Here is a 19458-nt window from a genome sequence, read left to right as displayed (position 1 = left end):
TCTTATTTCCGACCATTCTTATCTACAACAGCTTCTGCGTGTATATCCACAATTGTGGCGGCAGCAACCCCGCTTCGACCAGAGCAAGCGCGAATGGTCAAGACGCATCTTGCGGCAGTTGCAAATTCAACGCGGCAGTCTCCTATCTTCGTATTGGCGCTGCTTGCAAGCCCGATATCGACCCGGCGGCTCAAATTCCGAACAGTTTCGTGCCTGACGTGCCGTTGGATCCCGCGTTGGTGGAGCAGACGGTGGAGGCACTCAAACCCAAGATTTACGTTTCCTTGAGGCGTCATGATCGCTTGCACGCGCGTGAGCCTCTGTTTAGCATTCCCATCGTGCCAAACGAAACACAAGTGAAAGAGACCGAACTCATGTTCCTGAGCGACCGCCAAACGGATATAGTCGCGATGGCGAAATCGAATGGGCGCGTTTTCGTCGAGGAGTTGGCTGCCCATTTCTCCGTCACGCCGCAAACGATCCGCAAGGATCTGAACGATCTCTGCGACGCACAGATTTTGACGCGCGTTCATGGCGGCGCCACATTTCCAAGCGGCACCGAGAATGTGAAATATGAGGCGAGACGCCAGATTGCAGCCACCGAAAAGCAGGCGATCGGTGTGACCGCTGCCGGGCTTATCCCAAACAACGCTTCGCTTTTCATCAATATCGGCACGACGACGGAGGCCGTTGGCGAGGCGCTGATAAACCATCACGAGTTGATGGTCATCACCAACAACATCAACGTTGCCAACCGACTAAGGCTGCTTCCGACCATCGAGGTCGTCATAGCCGGCGGGGTCGTGCGCGGCTCCGATGGTGGCATCGTGGGCGAGGCTGCGGTCGATTTCATCAGGCAGTTCAAGGTGGACTACGCCGTTATCGGCGCATCCGCGATCGATGAGGACGGAGCGCTGCTCGATTATGACTTTCGTGAAGTGAAGGTCGCGCAAGCGATCATCGCCAATGCGCGGCACGTCATTCTGGTGGCCGATTCGACGAAGTTCGAGCGGACTGCGCCCGTCCGCATCGCGCAGCTGTCTCAGGTGCATACGTTCATCACCGACCGGTGCATGACGCCGTCGATCCGTCGTCTCTGTCAGGAAAACAGCGTGAAGTTGATCGAGACCGGATCAGCGCATGGATAGACGCTCGGGAATTATAGGGTTCAATTGCTGCTGATCCTGCGCTAGCTTTTAGGCATGAGTCTAGAAACCGTCCGTGCGTTTTTCAGCGCACATGCTCCCGATATCGAGATCATCGAAACCGCTGAAAGCTCTTCGACGGTGGCGCTGGCTGCCGAGGCGCATGGGGTCGATCCGGCCCAGATCGCCAAGACGATCTGCCTGCGTGTCGGTGAGCAAACCATGCTGGTCGTTGCCGGCGGCCTGGCACGGCTCGACAACAGGAAGTTCAAGGATACCTTCGGGGGCAAGGGCCGGATGCTTGGGCCCGAAGAGGTCGTGGAGCTTACCAGCCATCCGGTCGGTGGTGTCTGCCCTTTCGGATTGCCGAGGATGTTGCCGATTTATTGCGACGTTTCGCTGAGGCGGTTCGATGAAGTCGTGCCGGCAGCCGGTTCCACCAATTCGGCCGTTCGCATTTCGACGCAACGCCTGGCCGAACTCACCCGGGCGACCTGGGTCGACGTCTGCCAATAAAGATCGTCTGATCACAAAGCTTCAATCCGGCAAAGCAGTCACTATATAAGCTCCCGACATGCGTTGTTTGTCATGACAGGAGAGATTTGGATGCCTCGTGCCGTTTCGCGTTTTGCCAAGATTGCGGCGATTGCCGTTCTGACAGGCGCTAGCGTATTTGCCTCGATCGGTGAGGCGGATGCGCGCCGCGCGGGCAGCTTCGGGTTCGGCAGCCGCGGCACGCGGACCTACCAGGCGCCGCCCGTCACGAGCACCGCACCTTCGCCGGCTGCCCCCATTGAGCGCTCGATGACGCCCCGCACGCAAACCAACGCTCCATATGCCGGCCAGCAGCCGATCGGCATGCAGAGGCCGGGCCTTTTCAACGGTTTTGGCCGATCGATGATCGGCGGCCTTGTCGCTGGCGGCCTTCTTGGGATGCTGCTCGGCCACGGTTTCGGTGGCGGCTTCGGCTTCCTCGGCATGCTGTTGCAGATCGCCCTGATCGCCATTGCGATTTCCTTTGCCATGCGCTTTTTCGCCAACCGCCGCCAGCCGGCCTACGGTGGTCCCGGTCGCGCAACAGCCAGCAACATGGCCCCCGGTGGCAGCGCGTCGTTTCAGATCCCGTCGATTGGATCGGGGGCGGGTTATCAACAGCGGCAGGCGAACGCCAAGCCGAATGACGAACTCGGATTGAGCCCAGGCGATCTTGACCGCTTCGAGCAATTGCTGACTGACGTGCAGACCGCCTATGGGGCGGAAGACTACGCCACCTTGCGTCGCCTGACGACGCCTGAGGCCATGTCCTACCTCGCCGAAGAGCTCGGGGAAAATGCGACGAACGGCGTGCGCAACGATGTCTCGAACGTCAAGCTGCTGCAGGGCGATATTGCCGAGGCCTGGCGCGAGGACGGCGCCGACTATGCGACGCTCGCCATGCGTTATTCCTCGATCGACGCGCTCGTCGAACGCGCCAGCGGCAAGCTCGTTAGCGGGGACAACCATCGAGCGACGGAAACGACGGAAGTCTGGACCTTCGTGCGCAGGGGAGGCGACGAGTGGAAGCTCGCCGCAATCCAGGGTACGGAACAGCGCGCCGCGTAAGCACGCGGCGGTGCCGGTGCCTTCACCCTTCTTGAGCCGTCGGGACGACCCAAAGCGGACGATCGTCGCGCTTGTTGCGCAAGGCCGGCGCTGACTGATCTTCGACGGCGAGACCTTCCTCGCCTTCCTGAACGTCCACTTCGTAAGTGTAGTCGTAGAGCATCTCACATGCCCGTTCGCTGGCCTTGATCTTGGCTTCCGTTTCAAAAATCGCGGTCGAAATTGCCTTGATTCGGGCACGCAACATCGAGCCGAGAATGTCGGTCACCGGTCGCTTTTCCAGCCGTTCCAGGTGATGCTCGATGCGTGAGGCATGGCGCTCGAGTTCGCGTTTGCTGAAACGCGCCTTGCGCATCTCTTCCGACAGATCGGATCGCATGCGGGCGAGCGGATCAAACGTGCCGGGCTCGCGCTCGTCCAGGGTCAGCTGATTGACCAGTTTTTCAATGACCATAAGGGCCTGCAGGTCGATGGGATCTGCAAGCTCGACGTCGTAGCCAGTATCGTCAAAGACCTTCCTGCGGACTGGATCCAACAACAGCTCGTAAGCCTTCCGCACACGGCTGAATGCTTCGGGATCGCCACCGGAGTCGGGATGCGTTGTCTTCGCGCGACGCCGATACGCCGCCTTGATCTGGTCATCGGTCGCATCTCGCCGGACGCCGAGAATCTCATAAGGATTGGTCACCATCCCTCCGTCACTGTTCGGACATTGCCGTGACACCCTTGAAGGGCATTCGTCCATCGCGGCCTTCTTCTACCATCACTGGGGCGGAGTTTGGACAAAAAGAATAAACAAAGTCACACGAGGCGACGCAGATCGGCAGCCCCGCCTGACGATCATCCTAAGGCAGATTGGCGCGGCAAAGCCCCCCCGGTGACTTTTTCCACATGAGGTGCGTTTGGGTCACCAGGGGAGCCCATTGCAGTCGCCTTCCATGCGAGGCGGATGCAAAAGGGGCCTGCCAAATTGCCCCGCTCGCTTCGCCCCCGCACGGCAAATAACGTGTGCCCAGCTGAGTGCTTAATCGTTATAATGGGGCCGCCTGCGTTGACGGTTTTCGTCAAATCGCGTTCTATCCGCCACCATTTGTCCGGCTCGCTTAATTGCCAGAGGAATTCGGAGGAGGTTTTATGCGCATTATCAGCACGATAGCGGAATTGCGCGCTCAGCTTGGCGCCGACCGGCGCGACGGCAAGACGATCGGCTTTGTGCCGACCATGGGATTTCTGCATGTCGGTCACATGGAGCTGGTCTCCCGCGCCCGCGCCGAAAACGAGGTCAGCGTGGTCTCGATCTTCGTCAATCCGTTACAGTTTGGCGCCAATGAGGATCTGGGCAAGTATCCGCGGGATCTGGCGCGCGACAGTGCGATGCTCGAAGCTGCCGGCGTCGATATCCTGTTTGCACCTGAGGTCAGCGAAATCTACCCGCGCCCGATGCTGACGGTGGTCGATGTCCCGACGCTCGGAAATCAGCTGGAAGGGGAGGTGCGTCCCGGACATTTCGCCGGGGTGGCGACCGTGGTGACGAAGCTCTTCAATCTCGTGCAGCCCGATCGGGCCTATTTCGGCGAAAAGGACTACCAGCAGGTGGCGCTCATCAAGCGGATGGTCGAGGATCTTGCTCAACCGGTTCGGGTCGTTGCCGTGCCGACGGTGCGCGAGGCCGATGGGCTTGCCTGCTCATCGCGCAATGTCTACCTCGATGAGCACGAGCGCAAAGCAGCCGTCGTCGTACCGAATGCCCTTGCAGAGGCCGAGCGGCTTTATGCCAAGGGTTGCGACAGCCCTGACGAATTGGAGGCGGCGTTAAGAAGGTTCATCGCGACAGAGCCGCTTGCCACGCCCGAAGTGGTTGCCGTACGCCATCCTGAAACGTTGGAGCGCCTGTCCTCACTGCAATCGGGCCCTGCCGTTGTCGCGCTCTTCGTGCGCATCGGGACGACGCGGCTTCTCGACAACAAGATAATCGGTATCAAATCAGGCAAGAGTTCGAGGGCGGCATAGTGAGCACCCATGGCAAAGAGAAGCGGCTGACGACGGCAGCGATCCGGGCGATGAAGGGCAAGGACAGGGTCGTCTGCCTGACGGCCTATACGACGCCGATCGCACGCCTGCTCGATCAGCATTGCGATCTTCTTCTGGTCGGCGATTCCCTCGGCATGGTGCTTTACGGCATGGAAACGACGGTCGGCGTGACGCTCGACATGATGGCGGCCCATGGCCGCGCCGTCATGCGCGGCGTGTCGCATGCCTGCGTCATCGTCGATCTGCCCTTCGGCAGCTACCAGGAATCGAAAGAGCAGGCGTTTCGCAACGCCGTCAGGCTGATGCAGGAGACCGGCTGCGATGGCGTCAAGCTGGAGGGCGGCGAGGAAATGGCGGAGACGATCGCCTTCCTGACCACGCGAGGTGTCCCGGTTTTCGCCCATGTCGGCCTGATGCCACAACTGGTCAATACGGCAGGTGGCTTCCGGTCGCTCGGACATTCAGATGAGGAGGCGGCAAAGATAAGGCGCGACGCCCTGGCGGTTGCAGAGGCCGGTGCCTTCGCAGTTGTCGTCGAGGGGACGGTCGAACCTGTCGCGCGCGATATCACGGCCTTGCTCGGCGTTCCAACGATCGGCATCGGGGCGTCGCCTGCCTGCGACGGCCAGGTTCTGGTGTCGGACGACATGCTTGGACTTTTCAACGACTTCAAGCCGCGCTTCGTCAAGCGCTTTGCCGATCTTAGCCCGCTGGTGTCGCAAGCCGCCCAGGCATATGCCGACGAAGTCCGCGCCGGCCAGTTTCCGGCCAAGGAACATACGTTTCAGCCGAAACGCTAGTGTTGGCAGCCATGTCGATGCGGGAAATGGCAGAAGCGAGCTAGCTCCGGCCGAGCCAGGTCTCGATGCCACGGGCGGCCGCCCGGCCGGTGGCAAAGCATGCCGTCAGCAGATAGCCGCCGGTCGGCGCTTCCCAGTCGATCATTTCACCGGCGACAAACAGGCCAGGCAGCGCCTTCACCATGTAGTTCCCGTCAACCTCGTCCCATGCGAGGCCGCCTGCCGTGGAAATCGCCTCGGCGATCGGGCGGGTTCTGCGAACGGGGATCGGCAAGGCCTTGATCAGACCGGCCAGTTGACGGGGATCGCCAAGGTTTGTGGTGCCGGAAAGCTCGCGTATGAGCGCCGCCTTTGCGCCGTCGATGCCGACGGCCTTTCGCAGCCGGGTCGACAGACTTGCCTTCGGATCCTGTCTTCCAAGTTCATGGGCGATGCGCTCTTTTGTACGTCCGGGCATCAGGTCGACGTCAAATGTTGCGGCTTTGCCGGCCATCAAGCTGTCCCTCAATGCGGCTGCGTGAGCGTAGACGAGGCTGCCCTCGATGCCATGCCGGGTGATCACGAATTCTCCCGGGATCGTTCCCGCCGACGAGGATGCCGTGACCGATTTGACGGGCTCGCCTGAAAATCGGCCCCGCAGATGCTCACTCCAATCGACATCGAAGCCGCAATTGGCGGGCTGAAAGTCATCGACAGAAATGCCCTTCTCCCTGAGCCAGTGTAGCCAGCGTCCGTCGGAGCCGAGGCGGGGCCAGCTCGCCCCGCCGAGCGAGAGAAGTGCCGCGTCCGGCTGAACCACATGAACGCCACCGGTCCCTTCAATGAGGTAGCCGCCATTTGAAAACCCTATCCAGCGGTGGCGGGTCAGGATCTTGACGTTTTGGGCCTCAAGTCTTCGCAGCCAGGCGCGAAGAAGCGGTGAAGCCTTCATGGCCGTCGGAAACACGCGCCCCGACGATCCCACGAATGTCTCGGCACCAAGTCCCGCTGCCCAGGCTCTGACATCGGACGGCCTGAAGCTGTCCAGTGCTTCGCGCAGGCGGTCGTTTGATGTGCCGAAGCGTGACGCGAAGCTCTCGTAATCCTCGGAATGGGTGATGTTGAGCCCGGATTTGCCGGCAAGAAGAAACTTCCGCGCGACTGTCGGCATCGCGTCATAGACCGTGACAGCATGTCCTTGAAAAGACAAACTTTCTGCAGCCGCCAGACCCGCTGGACCGCCGCCGAAGATCGCGATTTGCTTCTTCACCATCAAAAATCGCCCGGGATCAATATCGAGGGACGTCTCATGGACTGCGTGAGCACGATGCGCAAGAGGATCTTCGTTGTTCCGGCTTGCGGATGGAAGGCGATGTTCGTCGTCGGCCTCGTCGCCGCGGTCCTGATGATCCCGTTGTGCTGGTTTGAAGGAATCACCGCGTTGGCTGGTGGCGAACGGTCGCGGTGAAATTTCCTGTAGGCCCAGAGAAGTATATGGCGAAAACCTAGCTTTGACTGACTGCCGAAATCGAGATGGCGTTGTTTCCTCATTCCAACACTATCATCCATAAACACGCTCCCAAACGTGTGATACGCAACGACGAGACGTAACTCTTGAAATCATCTAGCGGCGATGGATTGGACAATTCTCCTCCACGATGAATTCGACCCGGAGTTTTCCGAGGGAAAACTATCGTGCCACGTCTCACGGTACCCGGTCTCCCAAGCATCTCACCGACGTCAATGCGTCAGATCAGCCGATGCTCTTCATCGATCAGCTCGAGCCTCGATGGCGCTGTCGCCCCCCATTTCCACAGCACCAGGTTCATGTCGGAGGCGGAGGCACCTTTAGTAAAGCTGCGAACGACGAGACCGTTATACCCCCGCGCGATCAGATCACGCGCCAAGCGCTGCGTCCGCACCTCACCGCCCGCACGCATCTGGTCCCGCCACGTGGGATCTGCCAGCGCGGCGGCGTCGAAGCCGGCCGCCGCCAGGGCCTGCGCGTCGCCCGTATCAAAGATCGTCTCTATGTCCGCGCGGTAGCACACCAGCGTCGTCGGCTGCAGGTCACCGACCTGATTGGCCTCCCTCAAGGCGGTGAGCATGGAGGTCGATACATAGAGCGCCGGCATTCCCTTCGGATTGAACCGGCCCCCATAGAGCGCGGCGCCGCGACCCGACATCGGGTCGCGGGCATAGACGGGATTGATGGCCCGGTAGAGCTTACCGGAATAGCGACCCAAAACGATCAAGCGTAAACGCCCGCGTCGACCGCGTCGATGTAGTCGAGCACGTCCTCAGCGCGCCCGTCCCGCACCAGTTGCATGGCCGTCTGGCCCGAAAAGCCGGGCAGCGGTTCCGATCTGTACCAGGCATAGGCCATCAAGGCCGATCCGAAACGCGGCTCTACCTTGTTGACGATCTCGATCATCTCGCGCAGCCGTCGCTGGGTCTTATCCGAACGTAGCCTGTCCTTGCGCTGCACGGCATCCCTGCCGAGCCCGGCCGTGCGTGCGACCTCTTCGATCGTGGTCCGCAAGGTGTCCGCGATCTTCTTGGGCTCGAACAGACCGTGGTCCGCATACTGGATGAGGCTCATCGGTACACTCCCGTAATATTGCCATTGATGCTGACACAAAATAGCGTCAGAAAATCTGGCATTCAAGAGGCAACAGGATCAGGGATCACCCCTAGGTGACGCCCAAGCATTTCAAATCGGTGTCTGGGCGCGAGACGCTGCGCAACCTGCCCGACCTCGAGCAACTGAGGGACGCGGGGCTGCCTTGCCGACCGGGGATGGCGAATAATGTCGACACAAGCCTCTCGGTCGGCATGAATAATGACGTGCAAGTGGGCTACAGGCAAATAGCCAGCGGGCTTGGTCCTCTCAAGGCGTGGATTCTCGCGCATCTGCCTGAACTTCAGCGTTGCGCGGGCGGTCGGTCGTCCCGCCGTCACCATCACAGATTGGTGCGAAGCAGCTCACGCATCTTTGGCTTTGCGCCGGCCCTTCCCACATGAAGGCTCAGAAGTCGGGGCACATCGTCAACGTGTCTTGCGTCCGCGGCCATGTGGTCGATCCGGGCGCCACCGCCGGCTGCGCCACGAAATTCGCTCTGCGTTCGTCGGCAAGATTGCTATCCGCACGGTCGCCTCTGCCGTGAACGAGCCTGACGGTGTCGATATCACAGAAATCCTGTTCCGGCTCATTCCTCAGCCGTCTGACGCGGGGCGGGATGGCCTGTGCCGGGACAGGATTTTTTCCGATTCCGGTGCGATACGGTGCGCGGCTAATTTCACTGGAATGAGTAATCAGCAGGCACCATTTGCGTTTCTATGGCGAAGGTGACGACGTCACCGAGTTCGGGGATTGCGAAATCCAATCCCCATTCGCTGCGGTGGATCCTACCGGTTGCCGAGAAGCCGATCTTCGGGACGCCCATCATCGGGTGCTCGGCCATCGAACCGTTGAAGGTGACGTCGAGTGTTGCAGGATGCGTCTCACCGCGAAAGGTGAGGAGGCCTTCGACGGTGCCGGTCTTTGCGCCCGTCACGTGGATCGTCTTGGAAATGAAGGTGATCGGCTTGGCTGCCAGGAAGGTCTCCTCTCCGCCGATTTCCGCGTCGAAGTCGACCTTTTGCGGCCAGGGGTAGTCGGTGCGGATCGAAAGCGGATCGATCGTGACCGAGAGCGTGGAGGTTTCCGGCTTTTCCGGCTTCCAGTCGAGCCGCGCATCGACTTTGGTGAAGCGCGCGGTGTAGCGCGACAGGCCGGAATGGTTGAACGACCAGTTGAAACTCGAATGCGAGGGGTCAGTCTTATACGCCCCGCCCGGCGCCGGATCGGTGGCGGCGGCAAGGGCGATGGTCGCGCTCAAGGCAAGAGCAGGGGCAAATGCGATTATGCGAAGCATGGATGGTTCCTCGGATTGAATGGATGCGGGGTATCGGCTCAGGCGGCCTTTTCGCGGCCGATGGCCTGGAGGCGCTCCCAGACCTTTCCGGGCTGTGGAATATCGAGGTCGAATACGGTCTCGAACGTGTCGGCGAGATGGTCGGCGCTGGTGATGCGCTGCTCAATGAGGCTGTTTGCCGTGACGCGGCGCAAACAGTTGTTCTGGAGGGCGACATAGCCGTCTGCCGTGTGCCGCAGGAGCGCGAGCGCATTGGTGAACGGAGAGCCGGGATCGCGCATCAGCCAGTCTTGCGTTGCGACCATCGCGGCTTCGTCGCTGTGGTCGGGCCGGAAATCGAAACTTTTCGCGATGCCCCGCGCATGGTTGTTAAAGCGCAGCCAGCCGCCGTCCACCGGAATGATCGAGAAGTCGAAGCCGCGTTGGCTGATTGGCCCGGTGGCAAGCGGAACCGGCTCGATGATAGCGTCCGCCACGCCGACTTCGGCGAGATAGGGATGGTCGAGGTCGACGCGCAGCGTCAGATGATTGCCGATGGCGATGTCGCCGAGCCTTTCCCTGTCGACGCCGCCGCAAAGACGGGTCACACAAAAGCCGAGCCCTGCAAGTGCTGCGCCAAAGAGGCCGTTCATCTCGTAGCACCAGCCGCCGCGCCGCTTCTCGACCATCTTGGCGAAGGCCGCAGCCGGGGTGATCGCAGACGGCCATCCCATGAAGGCGTCCAGCGCCTCCCAGGTGAAGCTCATGAGATGGGCGCGGTGCAGCTGCGACAGGCTGCCGATGTCGAGGCGTAATGGCCGCTCGACCCCGATCCGGGCGAGATAGGCATCGAGCTGCGTGGCTGTCAGGCTCATTCCGTTTTCGTTCGAAGATACATGTGTCATCCTTCGGTCTCCTTTCGAGATCGTTGTTCAGGTTCCGCTTGTGTGTTTGGGGTGGTTCAGGCGACTTTGCGGTCGTTTTCGGGCGGGAAGGTCAGGCCGAAGTCCCTGGCCACCGAGGCGATCTCATCGGGCGTTTCGGGTTTGCAGAGTTCGACGATCGGAAAGAAGCTTTCGAACCCGCCCGGTGTGACGACGACCATGAGGTGGCCCTTAGTCTTCCCGACATTGCGGAAACGGTGCGGCACGCCGCGCGGTAGCGCGATGCAGCCGCCTTCCGTGAGTTCGACATAGTCGCCGGCGCACCAGAAGCCGAAGCGGCCGGCGAGGACCCGGACGAACTCGTCCTCGCGCTCGTGCACATGCAGAGGCGGGCCTTCGCCGGCCAGGACGAAGGCCTCGAACATGCCGAGTGAACCGCCAGTATTTGACGCCATCATGCGGATGACGTGCTGACCGAACGCCATCGCAGGCGTCCCATGCTCCGGCGGCGAAACCGCCGCACAGATGAACTTATTCATCTTTCTTTCTCCAGGTTCGGATCGCATCGATCGCCGATGCTTCGCTGTTGCGGCAGGACGCAGAAATCCGTGCCGCGCTCCGGCATGCGGAGCGGGCGTCGATGTTCTTCGCCTGGTGGCCGAGGCCGCCAAAGACGGGCAGATGATGGTTGTCCAGGCCGTCCAGCCGGTACGGCGTTCTATAGCCCACCGTGAAAACCGGCGTTCCTAAATGAATGTGCAAGTCGTGCCGAATATCCTAAAAGTTTGCTAAGAAGAGCAGGGACAATCAATGGGGGATGACAGTGAGGCTCGATGACAGGCTCCTCGATTTTTTCAATCGGCCACTGATGTGCATCATCGCGGTGGCCGACGAAACCGGCCGTCCTTCGGCAGGACGCGGCGTCGGCTTCCATCTCCTGGAAGACCGCGAGACAATCGACGTCATCTTTTCCGCCTGGCAGTGGCCACGGCTCGAACCCTGCATCCGCAAGACCAGCCGGATTGCTACCACCTTCGTCAGCCCCTCGGACTATGTGAGCTTCCAGCTGAAAGGTTCTGCCACCATGCGCAGCACGGAAACGTCCGACCTTGATCGCGCCGGCCGTTTCATTGCTGCCGCGACGGACGAGCTCGAATCCCTCGGCGTGTCCCGGCCCCTTATCGCGCCATGGCTGACGGCGCGCGAGGCGCGGGTCGCCCGGTTCGCGATCAGCGAAATCTATATTCAGACACCCGGCCCGCTCGCCGGCATGCTGGCCGGCGCGAGGTCCCAATGAACCTGCGGCTTTCCGATCTTTCTGCGTGCTTCGAAGGTGTCATCCCCTCCATCATCGCGACCGCCTCGGCCGATGGTATGCCCAACATTTCCTATCTTTCCCATGTGGTGCGGGTCGATGAGGAGCATGTCGCGCTTTCCAACCAGTTCTTCGCCAAGACGGCGGCAAATATCCGCGCCAATCCCAAGGTTACGCTGATCCTCGTTGACGGCTTTACCGGTGACCAGTTCCTGCTCGACATCGGTTTCGTGCGTTCCGTCGATGCTGGCGCACTGTTCGACAAGATCGCGCGCCAGCTTAGGGCAAGCAGTGTGCAGGTCGGCATGTCGGACGTCATGCGGCTCAGGAGCGCCGACATTTTCCGCGTGCACGGGATCGAAAAGGTTCCCTCGCCGGTTGAGACAGCGCCGGCTATGGCCGGCCGTGCGCCCGTTAGCCTTCCTGCTCTCTCGGAAGCGATCAAGGCCATGGAGCAACAGGCGGAGGCCGATGAAATCATCGACAGCCTGCTCGGGAGCGTCCAGCGCGTTCTCGGATACAGTAATGCGCTTGTGCTTATCCAGGACAACTATCGCGGCTGCTTGATCACCACCGGCAGCATCGGCTACGAGCGGTCTGGCCTTGGATCGGAAATCATCGGTAGCGAGGGATTGATCGGCGCTGCGGCAACGGGCGGCCAGACAATCAAGGTCAGCGACATGAGCCGCGTGCGCCGGTTCGGCGAAGCGATCGGTCTGGAGGCGGAAGGGGCTGAAAATACGACGCGCACCATCGCTTTCCCGCAATTGCCGATGGCCATGAGCCAGATCGCAGTCCCGATGACCGCCCGCGGCACGGTGACGGGCGTGCTTTTCATCGAGAGCACGCAGCGGCTCGCCTTCCGTGAAGAAGACGAGGCCGCTCTCGAAATCCTGGCAGGACAGGCCGCCAGCGCTCTCAGAGCCAGCGAACGGGAGGCCGCTGTCGCCGAAACCAGACAGGTAACACCATTGCTTGAACCCGCTGCCGGACGGGAGGTTCGCATCGCCCATCACCGCTTCGATGACAGCGTGTTCATCGACGGTACCTACATAGTGAAGGGCGTTGCCGGCACGCTGCTGCGCCTGATGCTTGAATGGCATCTGAACGACGGCAGGAGCGAATTCACAAACCGGGAAATGCGGCTGGCGGCCGGTGCCCGCATGCCAGAGATCAAGGACAATCTCGAAACCCGGCTCCTGCTGTTGCGTCGCCGGCTCGAAGAAAAGCGCGCGCCCATACGCCTCGTGCGCGCCGGCAGAGGTCGCGTCCGGCTCGAAGCGGAGGGACCTCTCATTCTCGACGCGACTGCAGGCGATTAGCCGTGAGCCACGGAAATCTCGGCAGGCAATTCGCATCGCGAGCCAGTCTCAGAGAAGGTGATAGCCTGTTTCGGGTTGCAATCGGCATCGCTGCCAGAAAGAATTGGTTTTCGCCCGCTGTCGATCAGGAGGGGTCGTGCTCGACAGTCTCGTCGAGAGCCGTCAGGTCTTTGGTTCGATTATGTTCAAGGGGTAGATGCCCTACGCGTCAAAGCCCGTGTCGCGAATCGGCCGGATAGGTCCTTGGTGCGAGCATTCATCCAGTTCGCTTCTCAAGTCTTTAAGCCAGCGTTCGAGCCTAATTGGCCGACGTCGTCGACGAGAGGACATTGTCGGTAAGACTGATTGGGACGCAGCCTTCGCCGTCGGCTGCGCCGGTGGTACTCGCTCCGAGCCGACTATAAAGGCGGCCGCTTTGTCCGTCAGACCTGTCGCGCCGGATTGCCAACCACCGTTGCACCTTCTGCGATGTCGCGGGTGACGACCGAACCGGCGCCAACGATAGCGCCGTCTCCGATCGTCACGCCGCAGAGGATGATGGCGCCCCCACCGATCCAGACGTCGGTGCCGATCGACACGGGCCGGTCGATCTGCAGTCCACTACGGCGAAGAGCCGGATCCCTGTGATGGTCGGCGCAGTAGATCTGGACACCGGGCCCCAGCATGGAGCCTTGGCCGATCCGCACGCTGGCAGTGTCCAGGATCGTGCAGCCGGCATTGAGATAGACACGTTTGCCGAGCGAGATGTTCATGCCGTAGGCGCAATGGAACGGCGCCTCGATGAACGCATCGTCAGGCGCTTCCGCAAAAAGCGCTCTTAGTGCTGGCGCGATATTGCCCCGATTTTCGGGATCAAGTGTATTGTGCTGATGCACTGCTTTGCGCGCAAGCACGCGCAGGGCATCGAGCTCCGGATCGAGGCAGCAATACCACTCTCCTGCGGCCATCTTCTGTCGTTCACTAGCGCTCACCAGATGCTCCTTGAGTTGTTCCAATATCGCAGGTTCGATGATGGACGAAGGGGGAGTGTCGTCGCAAGAGCCGCAATCGTGCCGCTTGGCTTGGAGACAGGCGATAAACGCCCGAACATGCGGTCGCCTATCGCAGTTCCTTTCCAACAGATGAACAAAGCTAACGTCCAGCTGATGCGGTCAGCGTCTATTGCAAGGCGCTGCAGAAAAATGCGTAGTCGCATGTTATTCCAGAGTGGTCTGTCAACTGGCCTTGTCGACCCTGTGCGGCGGCGAAAGCTTGCTCTGAAAGGCTCGCCAGCCGCCATAGTTGGTTATGTCTAAAGCTCCGACGAGCGCCAGCGGTTCCACCAGAAAGCCCTTTGCCGAAGTGCCGTCCGATAGCATGATGGTCCCGATGCTCATGGGAGCGGGGATGGCCGCCACGAAAGCGCCGAAAGCCGCGGGTGTTAGCGTCCAGACTTCCACTTCGATTTCGCTGCCTTCGTCCTCGCCAACACGTGTCATGCCGGGTTTGGGCGGCACGGACCCTGTAAGCGTATAAAGCCTGTATGCGGCGGATGTCTGTGCTACGCGAGAGAATTTTCCACCGAGATCGGTAAGCTGATGGTTCAGCGGCATGCCGGAAAGATGCGCGCCGACGACAACGATATTGATCAGATCCGCATCCTGGGTAGTCGACGTTGGAGGAACCGAGGGGGGCTGCGACCAACCTGTCGCCCCAAGCCTCACACCACTTGCCCGATGGAGATCACGAGCAAGCGTTGCGGTCAGCCCGTCTCGGCCGGAGAGAGCAAGCAGCGTTACGCTCGCAGGAAGGCCGTCGGAGCGGGTTCCGGTCGGCACGGCAATACCGCACATGTCGAGCAGGTTGACGAAGTTCGTATAAGTGCCGAGGCGCGAATTCTCGCGGATTGGCTCCGCCTCAAGATCGGCCAGGGTATAATGTGTGGGTGCGGTCGGTACGCAGAACAGATCGACCGATGCGATCAGAGGCGCGATCTCTTTCTTCAGGGCCTGCAGCGCGTAGAGGCCGCTAAAGGCGTCGGCGGCCGAAAGCGTCTTGGCGGCGCCGTAGATCTTGCGGGTGACCGGATGAAGGCTCTGCTCCCGGGTGTCGAAAAACGGCTTGATCGCGGCATAGCGTTCGGCCACCCAGGCGCCCTCATATAGCAGGTTCGCGACCTTGTAGAATGCGGCGAAGGGTATTTCGACCAGCTTGTGGCCGAGTTTTTCCAGCGCGGACAACGCATTGAAATAGGCCGCTTCCATAACGGCGTCGCCGAAGAATTGCAGCTCGGCTTTCGCAGGCACGCCGATGGTGAGTACCGGCAAAGCCGCTCCAAATCCGGTCGGGGCAATGGTTTTCGAATAGGCGTCCGCCTCATCATGTTGAGCGGCGACGGAAAACACGGTCCATGCGTCGTCGACCGTGAGCGCGAAGATCGAGACACAGTCGAGCGTGCGACACGCGGGAAGGACGCCGGTCGTCGAAAGCGCGCCGACACTCGGTTTGAGGCCGACGATATTGTTGAGGCCAGCTGGAATACGGCCCGAACCGGCCGTGTCCGTGCCGAGCGCGAAGCTGACGATGCCCTGTGCCGTTGCCACAGCCGAACCGGAAGACGAGCCGCCTGGCACCAGTTTCGGATCAATGGCATTTTTCGGGATCGGATAGGGCGAGCGCACACCAACAAGCCCGGTCGCGAACTGGTCGAGATTGGTCTTGCCGATCACCAGCGCGCCAGCGTTTTTCAGCAGGCGGACAATGGTGGCGTCCTGTTCCGGCAGATAAGCATAGTCCGGGCAGGCCGCAGTCGTTGGCATGCCAGCGACATCGATATTGTCCTTCACCGCAAAGGGAATGCCGAAAAGCGGCCTTGAGGGATCGAAGCTGCCAAGCTTTTCTGCCTCGGCCAGCACAAAATCCTTCTTTGCCAGATGAATGAAGATGCCGGGATCGTTCACGGCGGCAATGCGGGCGAAGACCGCTTCGACGATCTTAGCGACACCGCCACCGTTGCGATAAAAATCGTGCAGCGAGGCAATGTCGAAGGCTGGTATCGTCGAGTTCATGCTAATTCCTCTTTCAGTATTGTTACGGGCCGGTCCCACTGAATGAGCACGACACAGCCGCTATCGCTCCAGACCGAATGCTCGCTACCGGGCGCATTGACGACATAACTGCCGCGGCCGTAATCGCCCGCCTCATCGGACTGTACTCCTTCGAGGACCAGGATGGTTTCCAGCCCTTCGTGCCGATGACGTGGAACGGAAGCCCCGGCCTCGTATTTCAGGAGGGCAACGCCTGGTTGATCGCCGTCGAAGGGGCGGATCCAGTGAATTGTCACCTTTTCGCGGAAGGCGCCGAATTCCAGTTCCTTCCAGCCACCTGTGGTCAGCAGTTCGCGGGTCGTTTCAGGCATCGGTGATGCTTTCCAGGATGTCATCGACATGGGCGGTCCAGCCAACGATCGCGCCCTGGGCGCGGATCATGGCGATGGCGGCAGCCTTGAATTCGGGAAAATAGCTTTCCGTCGCCTCCTCCGCGAGCAGGCATTCGTAGCCACGGTCGTTCGCCTCGCGCATCGTGGTCTGTACGCAGACCTCCGTCGTCACACCCGCGAAAACGAGCTGTTTGATACCCTTGTGCTGCAACACTTCGCCGAGCTCGGTGGCGTAGAAGGCGCCCTTGCCGGGTTTTTCGATGACGACTTCCCCGTTTGCGGGAGCAAGTTCCGGCAGGATTGCGGTGCCGGGCTCGCCCGAGATCAGGATGCGACCCATCGGGCCTTCGTCGCCGATGCGCAGCCTCGGGCTGCCACGATCGCGCTTTGCCGGCGGCAAGTCCGAAAGATCGGGCTTGTGGCACTCCATCGTATGAATGACCGGCAGGCCGGCATTTCGGAAGCCCTCAATGAGGCGTTTGACATCAGGCACGATCCTGGTGATGCGACTGACATCATTTCCGAGGCTGGCGCCAAAGCCGCCGGGTTCAGCGAAATCACGCTGCATGTCGATGACGACAAGGGCAAGTTGGTCGCGCTTGACCTCGAAGGCGAAGGGTTCTGCCTTGATCTTTGCCATCAGTGATGCCCTGCCATGTGTGCGCCGATCGCACCGATATCGGCGAAGCGCGCCTCTGTCTCGTAGATCAGCCTGCCTTCGGAAATGACCATGATGCGGTCGGACATTTCTAGAAGTTCGTCGAGATCTTCAGAAAGCAGCAGGACCGCCGCGCCGGAATTGCGCGCCTTCATGATGCGGGCGCGGATTTCGGCGACGGCGGCAAAATCGAGGCCGAAACAGGGGTTCGAGACGATCAGCAGGTCCACCTCGCCGGTCAGTTCGCGGGCGAGAACCGCGCGCTGCACATTGCCGCCCGAAAGTGCGGCGATCGGTGAGGAAGAAGAGGCCGTCTTCACCTTGAAGTCGGAGATCAGCGCTGCGGCGCGTTTCCTCATCCTGCCCTTGTTCAGCCAGATCGCATCCTTGCCGTTAGCCTTCAGATCGAAAGTGCGAAAGGCGAGGTTTTCGCTGACCGTCATGCGTGGGGCGCAGGCATTTTGCAGCGGTTCTTCGGGAATGAAACGCACCTTGTTGATGCGGGTCTCGGGACGCGTCGCGCCATAGGCTTGGCCGTTGACGGTGACGCTGCCGCTGTCGGTCGGGCGCTGCCCGGCCAAAATTTCCGTCAGCTCCTTCTGGCCGTTGCCGGAAATGCCGGCGATGCCAACGATCTCGCCTGAGCGCACCATGAGATTATCGATCTCGATTGTCTTGAGGCCGGAGCGGTCTGCCGCCTTGACCCTTTCCATCTTGAGGACGGGCTTGGCCCTATCAGAAACCAGGGCGCGGGTACCGAGCTCGGCGAGTTTCACATCGCCAATCATCATCGCCGCCATGTCTGACGTGGAGAGCTCGTCGATCTTGCCGCTGCCGACCAGCTTGCCGCGCCGCAGGACCGAGACGGCATCTGCAAACTTCGTCACCTCATGGAACTTGTGAGAGATCATCAATACCGTCAGCTCACCGCGCTTGGTCATGTCGCGCACGAGGCTAAGCATTTCGTCCGCTTCGGCAGGCGTCAGCACGGATGTCGGCTCGTCGAGGATCAGGAAGGAGCGGCCGAGATAGAGCTGCTTGATGATCTCCAGCTTCTGCTTTTCGCCCGCGGCAAGGTCGCGTACGGGCCGGTTAAGCGGGATCTTGAAGGGCATGCGCTCGATGAATTCGGCCAGATCCTTGCGTTCTTTCGTCCAGTTGATGATAGCGGGCACTTCCGCACGGCTGATGACGAGGTTTTCGGCGCCTGTCAGTGAGGGAACGAGCGTGAAATGCTGATAGACCATGCCGAGGCCGTGGGTGGTGGCGTCCCTGGGCGAGGCGATCGCCACTTCGTGGCCGTTGACGGAAAGCGAGCCCGAGGTCGCGTGGTAGAAACCCATGATGCATTTGACGAGCGTCGACTTGCCGGCGCCGTTTTCGCCGAGCAGGGCGTGGAAGCTGCCGGCAGGCACCTTGATCGATACATGGTCGAGCGCGGTGAAGCCGCCAAAGCGCATCGTCATGTCGATCGTGTCGATGCCGATAGCCTTGCCAGGCTGCGGGAGCGGGGTGTCGCGGACGGTCGTCATGGCAGCTGGCTCACGAGTGTTTCGGAGTTGGTAACGGAGCCGAACACACCGCCCTGCATCTTCACCATCTTGATGGCGGCGAGATGATTGCCGTAATCGGTGGCGCCGCAGCAGTCCTCGAGCAGCAGGCACTCGAAGCCGCGATCGTTTGCCTCACGCATCGTCGTGTGAACGCAGACATCGGTGGTGATGCCGGTCAGGATGATGTTGTCGATCCGCTTCTGGTTGAGAATAAGCTCCAGATCCGTGGCGCAGAAGGAGCCCTTGCCGGGTTTGTCGATGATCGTCTCGCCCTCGATCGGCTTCAACTCATCGATAATCTCCCACCCTGGTTCTCCACGAACGAGGATGCGGCCGCAAGGGCCGGCGTCGCCGATGCCAGCGTTGATGCGCTTTGAGCGCCAGCGCTTGTTCGCGGGTAGATCGGCGAGGTCGGGCCGGTGGCCCTCGCGCGTATGGATGACGTGGTAGCCCTTGGCGCGCATGGCAAAAAGCACTCTCTTGATCGGCTCGATCGGCGCGCGCACCAGCGAAAGGTCATAGCCCATGTGATCGACATAGCCGCCCGGACCGCAAAAATCAGTCTGCATGTCGATGATGATGAGCGCCGTGTTGTCGGGTCTTAACGCGCCGTTGTAGGGCCAGGCGTAAGGATCGGCATTGATGTAGTGTCCCTTGGCTTCGACCATCGCATCCATCGTCTTCTCCTATTTACCGCGCAAGTTTGAGAGTTTCGCATGGCGCCGCGCCCCCGTGCAGAAGCCGCTGGATGTGCCATCGACGCCCTTGACATCGCCTTTCGTGCGCAACCGATAATTGCCCGACAACGAGGTCGCGCATGCAGGCATACGGGGTGTTCCCGGCGCCGCTATCGAC

General features: G+C 60.8%; 20 protein-coding genes and 2 pseudogenes. 9 read left to right on the top strand and 13 right to left on the bottom strand.

Annotation, left to right across the window (positions count from 1 at the left end):
* The first annotated feature begins 374 nt into the window (after positions 1–374).
* From ATY79_RS02350 to ATY79_RS02340, 3 genes are all read left to right on the top strand, one after another.
* Positions 375–1148, top strand: coding sequence for a DeoR/GlpR family DNA-binding transcription regulator (locus ATY79_RS02350; RefSeq protein WP_088703021.1), 774 nt, complete (start codon positions 375–377; stop codon positions 1146–1148).
* A gap of 54 nt (positions 1149–1202) precedes the next feature.
* Positions 1203–1661 carry a YbaK/EbsC family protein gene (locus ATY79_RS02345; RefSeq protein ID WP_088702911.1) on the top strand — a complete coding sequence of 153 codons (459 nt, stop codon included), beginning with the start codon at positions 1203–1205 and terminating at the stop codon, positions 1659–1661.
* Between the two features lie 90 nt (positions 1662–1751).
* Complete coding sequence (locus tag ATY79_RS02340; protein ID WP_088702910.1) at positions 1752–2747, top strand: Tim44 domain-containing protein; 996 nt, start codon at positions 1752–1754, stop codon at positions 2745–2747.
* A gap of 22 nt (positions 2748–2769) precedes the next feature.
* Here the strand turns inward: ATY79_RS02340 and ATY79_RS02335 are convergent, their stop codons facing one another.
* On the bottom strand, positions 2770–3435 hold the full coding sequence (locus ATY79_RS02335) for a J domain-containing protein (RefSeq protein ID WP_088703020.1): 666 nt from the start codon (positions 3433–3435) through the stop codon (positions 2770–2772).
* A gap of 446 nt (positions 3436–3881) precedes the next feature.
* Between ATY79_RS02335 and panC the strand changes: the two genes are divergently transcribed.
* Together panC and panB are read left to right on the top strand one after the other, a co-directional pair.
* On the top strand, positions 3882–4757 hold the full coding sequence (gene panC, locus ATY79_RS02330) for a pantoate--beta-alanine ligase (RefSeq protein WP_088702909.1): 876 nt from the start codon (positions 3882–3884) through the stop codon (positions 4755–4757).
* A complete protein-coding gene (panB, locus tag ATY79_RS02325; RefSeq protein WP_088702908.1) occupies positions 4757–5578 on the top strand; it encodes a 3-methyl-2-oxobutanoate hydroxymethyltransferase in 822 nt (273 codons plus the stop codon). The genes panC and panB overlap by 1 nt, the downstream gene beginning before the upstream one ends.
* Positions 5579–5618: 40 nt before the next feature.
* Here the strand turns inward: panB and ATY79_RS02320 are convergent, their stop codons facing one another.
* On the bottom strand, positions 5619–6830 hold the full coding sequence (locus ATY79_RS02320; RefSeq protein ID WP_088702907.1) for a TIGR03862 family flavoprotein: 1212 nt from the start codon (positions 6828–6830) through the stop codon (positions 5619–5621).
* Positions 6831–6899: 69 nt separating this feature from the next.
* On the opposite strand from ATY79_RS02320, the pseudogene ATY79_RS30365 reads away from it, so the two are divergent.
* Positions 6900–7020, top strand: a pseudogene (locus ATY79_RS30365) (MFS transporter); the annotation flags it as partial.
* Between the two features lie 285 nt (positions 7021–7305).
* Here the strand turns inward: ATY79_RS30365 and ATY79_RS02315 are convergent.
* Both ATY79_RS02315 and ATY79_RS02310 read right to left on the bottom strand, forming a co-directional pair.
* A complete protein-coding gene (locus ATY79_RS02315) occupies positions 7306–7803 on the bottom strand; it encodes an RES family NAD+ phosphorylase (protein WP_088703019.1) in 498 nt (165 codons plus the stop codon).
* Positions 7804–7808: 5 nt separating this feature from the next.
* Entirely contained in the window at positions 7809–8159 is a 351-nt protein-coding gene (locus ATY79_RS02310) for an MbcA/ParS/Xre antitoxin family protein (RefSeq protein WP_088702906.1), read from the bottom strand.
* 415 nt (positions 8160–8574) lie between these two features.
* On the opposite strand from ATY79_RS02310, the pseudogene ATY79_RS31230 reads away from it, so the two are divergent.
* Positions 8575–8765 (top strand): annotated as a pseudogene (locus tag ATY79_RS31230) (oxidoreductase); the annotation flags it as partial.
* A 91-nt stretch (positions 8766–8856) separates the two neighbouring features.
* Here ATY79_RS31230 and ATY79_RS02300 read toward each other — a convergent pair.
* From ATY79_RS02300 to ATY79_RS02290, 3 genes are read right to left on the bottom strand one after another with little or no spacing between them, the layout of a single operon-like run.
* A complete protein-coding gene (locus ATY79_RS02300; RefSeq protein WP_088702905.1) occupies positions 8857–9474 on the bottom strand; it encodes a YceI family protein in 618 nt (205 codons plus the stop codon).
* Positions 9475–9512: 38 nt separating this feature from the next.
* A complete protein-coding gene (locus ATY79_RS02295) occupies positions 9513–10358 on the bottom strand; it encodes an arylamine N-acetyltransferase (protein ID WP_088702904.1) in 846 nt (281 codons plus the stop codon).
* Between the two features lie 56 nt (positions 10359–10414).
* Entirely contained in the window at positions 10415–10876 is a 462-nt protein-coding gene (locus ATY79_RS02290) for a cupin domain-containing protein (RefSeq protein WP_088702903.1), read from the bottom strand.
* A 278-nt stretch (positions 10877–11154) separates the two neighbouring features.
* Here ATY79_RS02290 and ATY79_RS02280 point away from each other — a divergent pair, with 278 nt between their 5' ends.
* A complete protein-coding gene (locus ATY79_RS02280) occupies positions 11155–11634 on the top strand; it encodes a pyridoxamine 5'-phosphate oxidase family protein (protein WP_245312293.1) in 480 nt (159 codons plus the stop codon).
* Positions 11631–12974, top strand: a complete 1344-nt coding sequence (locus tag ATY79_RS02275) for a GAF domain-containing protein (RefSeq protein WP_088702901.1) — start codon at positions 11631–11633, stop codon at positions 12972–12974. The genes ATY79_RS02280 and ATY79_RS02275 overlap by 4 nt, the downstream gene beginning before the upstream one ends.
* A gap of 422 nt (positions 12975–13396) precedes the next feature.
* Here ATY79_RS02275 and ATY79_RS02270 read toward each other — a convergent pair whose 3' ends face one another.
* The 6 genes from ATY79_RS02270 to ATY79_RS02245 all read right to left on the bottom strand — a co-directional run bounded on the left by ATY79_RS02270 (position 13397) and on the right by ATY79_RS02245 (position 19280).
* Complete coding sequence (locus ATY79_RS02270; protein ID WP_088703017.1) at positions 13397–13945, bottom strand: sugar O-acetyltransferase; 549 nt, start codon at positions 13943–13945, stop codon at positions 13397–13399.
* A 243-nt stretch (positions 13946–14188) separates the two neighbouring features.
* On the bottom strand, positions 14189–16021 hold the full coding sequence (gene atzF / locus ATY79_RS02265; RefSeq protein ID WP_088702900.1) for an allophanate hydrolase: 1833 nt from the start codon (positions 16019–16021) through the stop codon (positions 14189–14191).
* Positions 16018–16371 (bottom strand): cupin domain-containing protein, encoded by a 354-nt coding sequence (locus ATY79_RS02260; protein ID WP_088702899.1) that lies wholly within the window; start codon positions 16369–16371, stop codon positions 16018–16020. The genes atzF and ATY79_RS02260 overlap by 4 nt, the downstream gene beginning before the upstream one ends.
* The gene (locus ATY79_RS02255) at positions 16364–17032 is read right to left on the bottom strand and encodes a cysteine hydrolase (protein ID WP_088702898.1); all 669 of its coding nucleotides are present in this window, start codon (positions 17030–17032) and stop codon (positions 16364–16366) included. The genes ATY79_RS02260 and ATY79_RS02255 overlap by 8 nt, the downstream gene beginning before the upstream one ends.
* Positions 17032–18582, bottom strand: a complete 1551-nt coding sequence (locus ATY79_RS02250; protein WP_088702897.1) for an ABC transporter ATP-binding protein — start codon at positions 18580–18582, stop codon at positions 17032–17034. Before ATY79_RS02250 ends, ATY79_RS02255 begins: the two co-directional genes overlap by 1 nt.
* Positions 18579–19280, bottom strand: coding sequence for an isochorismatase family cysteine hydrolase (locus ATY79_RS02245; RefSeq protein WP_088702896.1), 702 nt, complete (start codon positions 19278–19280; stop codon positions 18579–18581). Before ATY79_RS02245 ends, ATY79_RS02250 begins: the two co-directional genes overlap by 4 nt.
* Positions 19281–19458: the final 178 nt, after the last annotated feature.

Origin of the sequence: Rhizobium sp. R693, assembly GCF_002211315.1 — a bacterium.
Lineage (GTDB): Bacteria > Pseudomonadota > Alphaproteobacteria > Rhizobiales > Rhizobiaceae > Rhizobium.
Note: the sequence above shows the minus strand (reverse complement) of the source record. Positions and strands in the feature narration are given on the sequence as shown.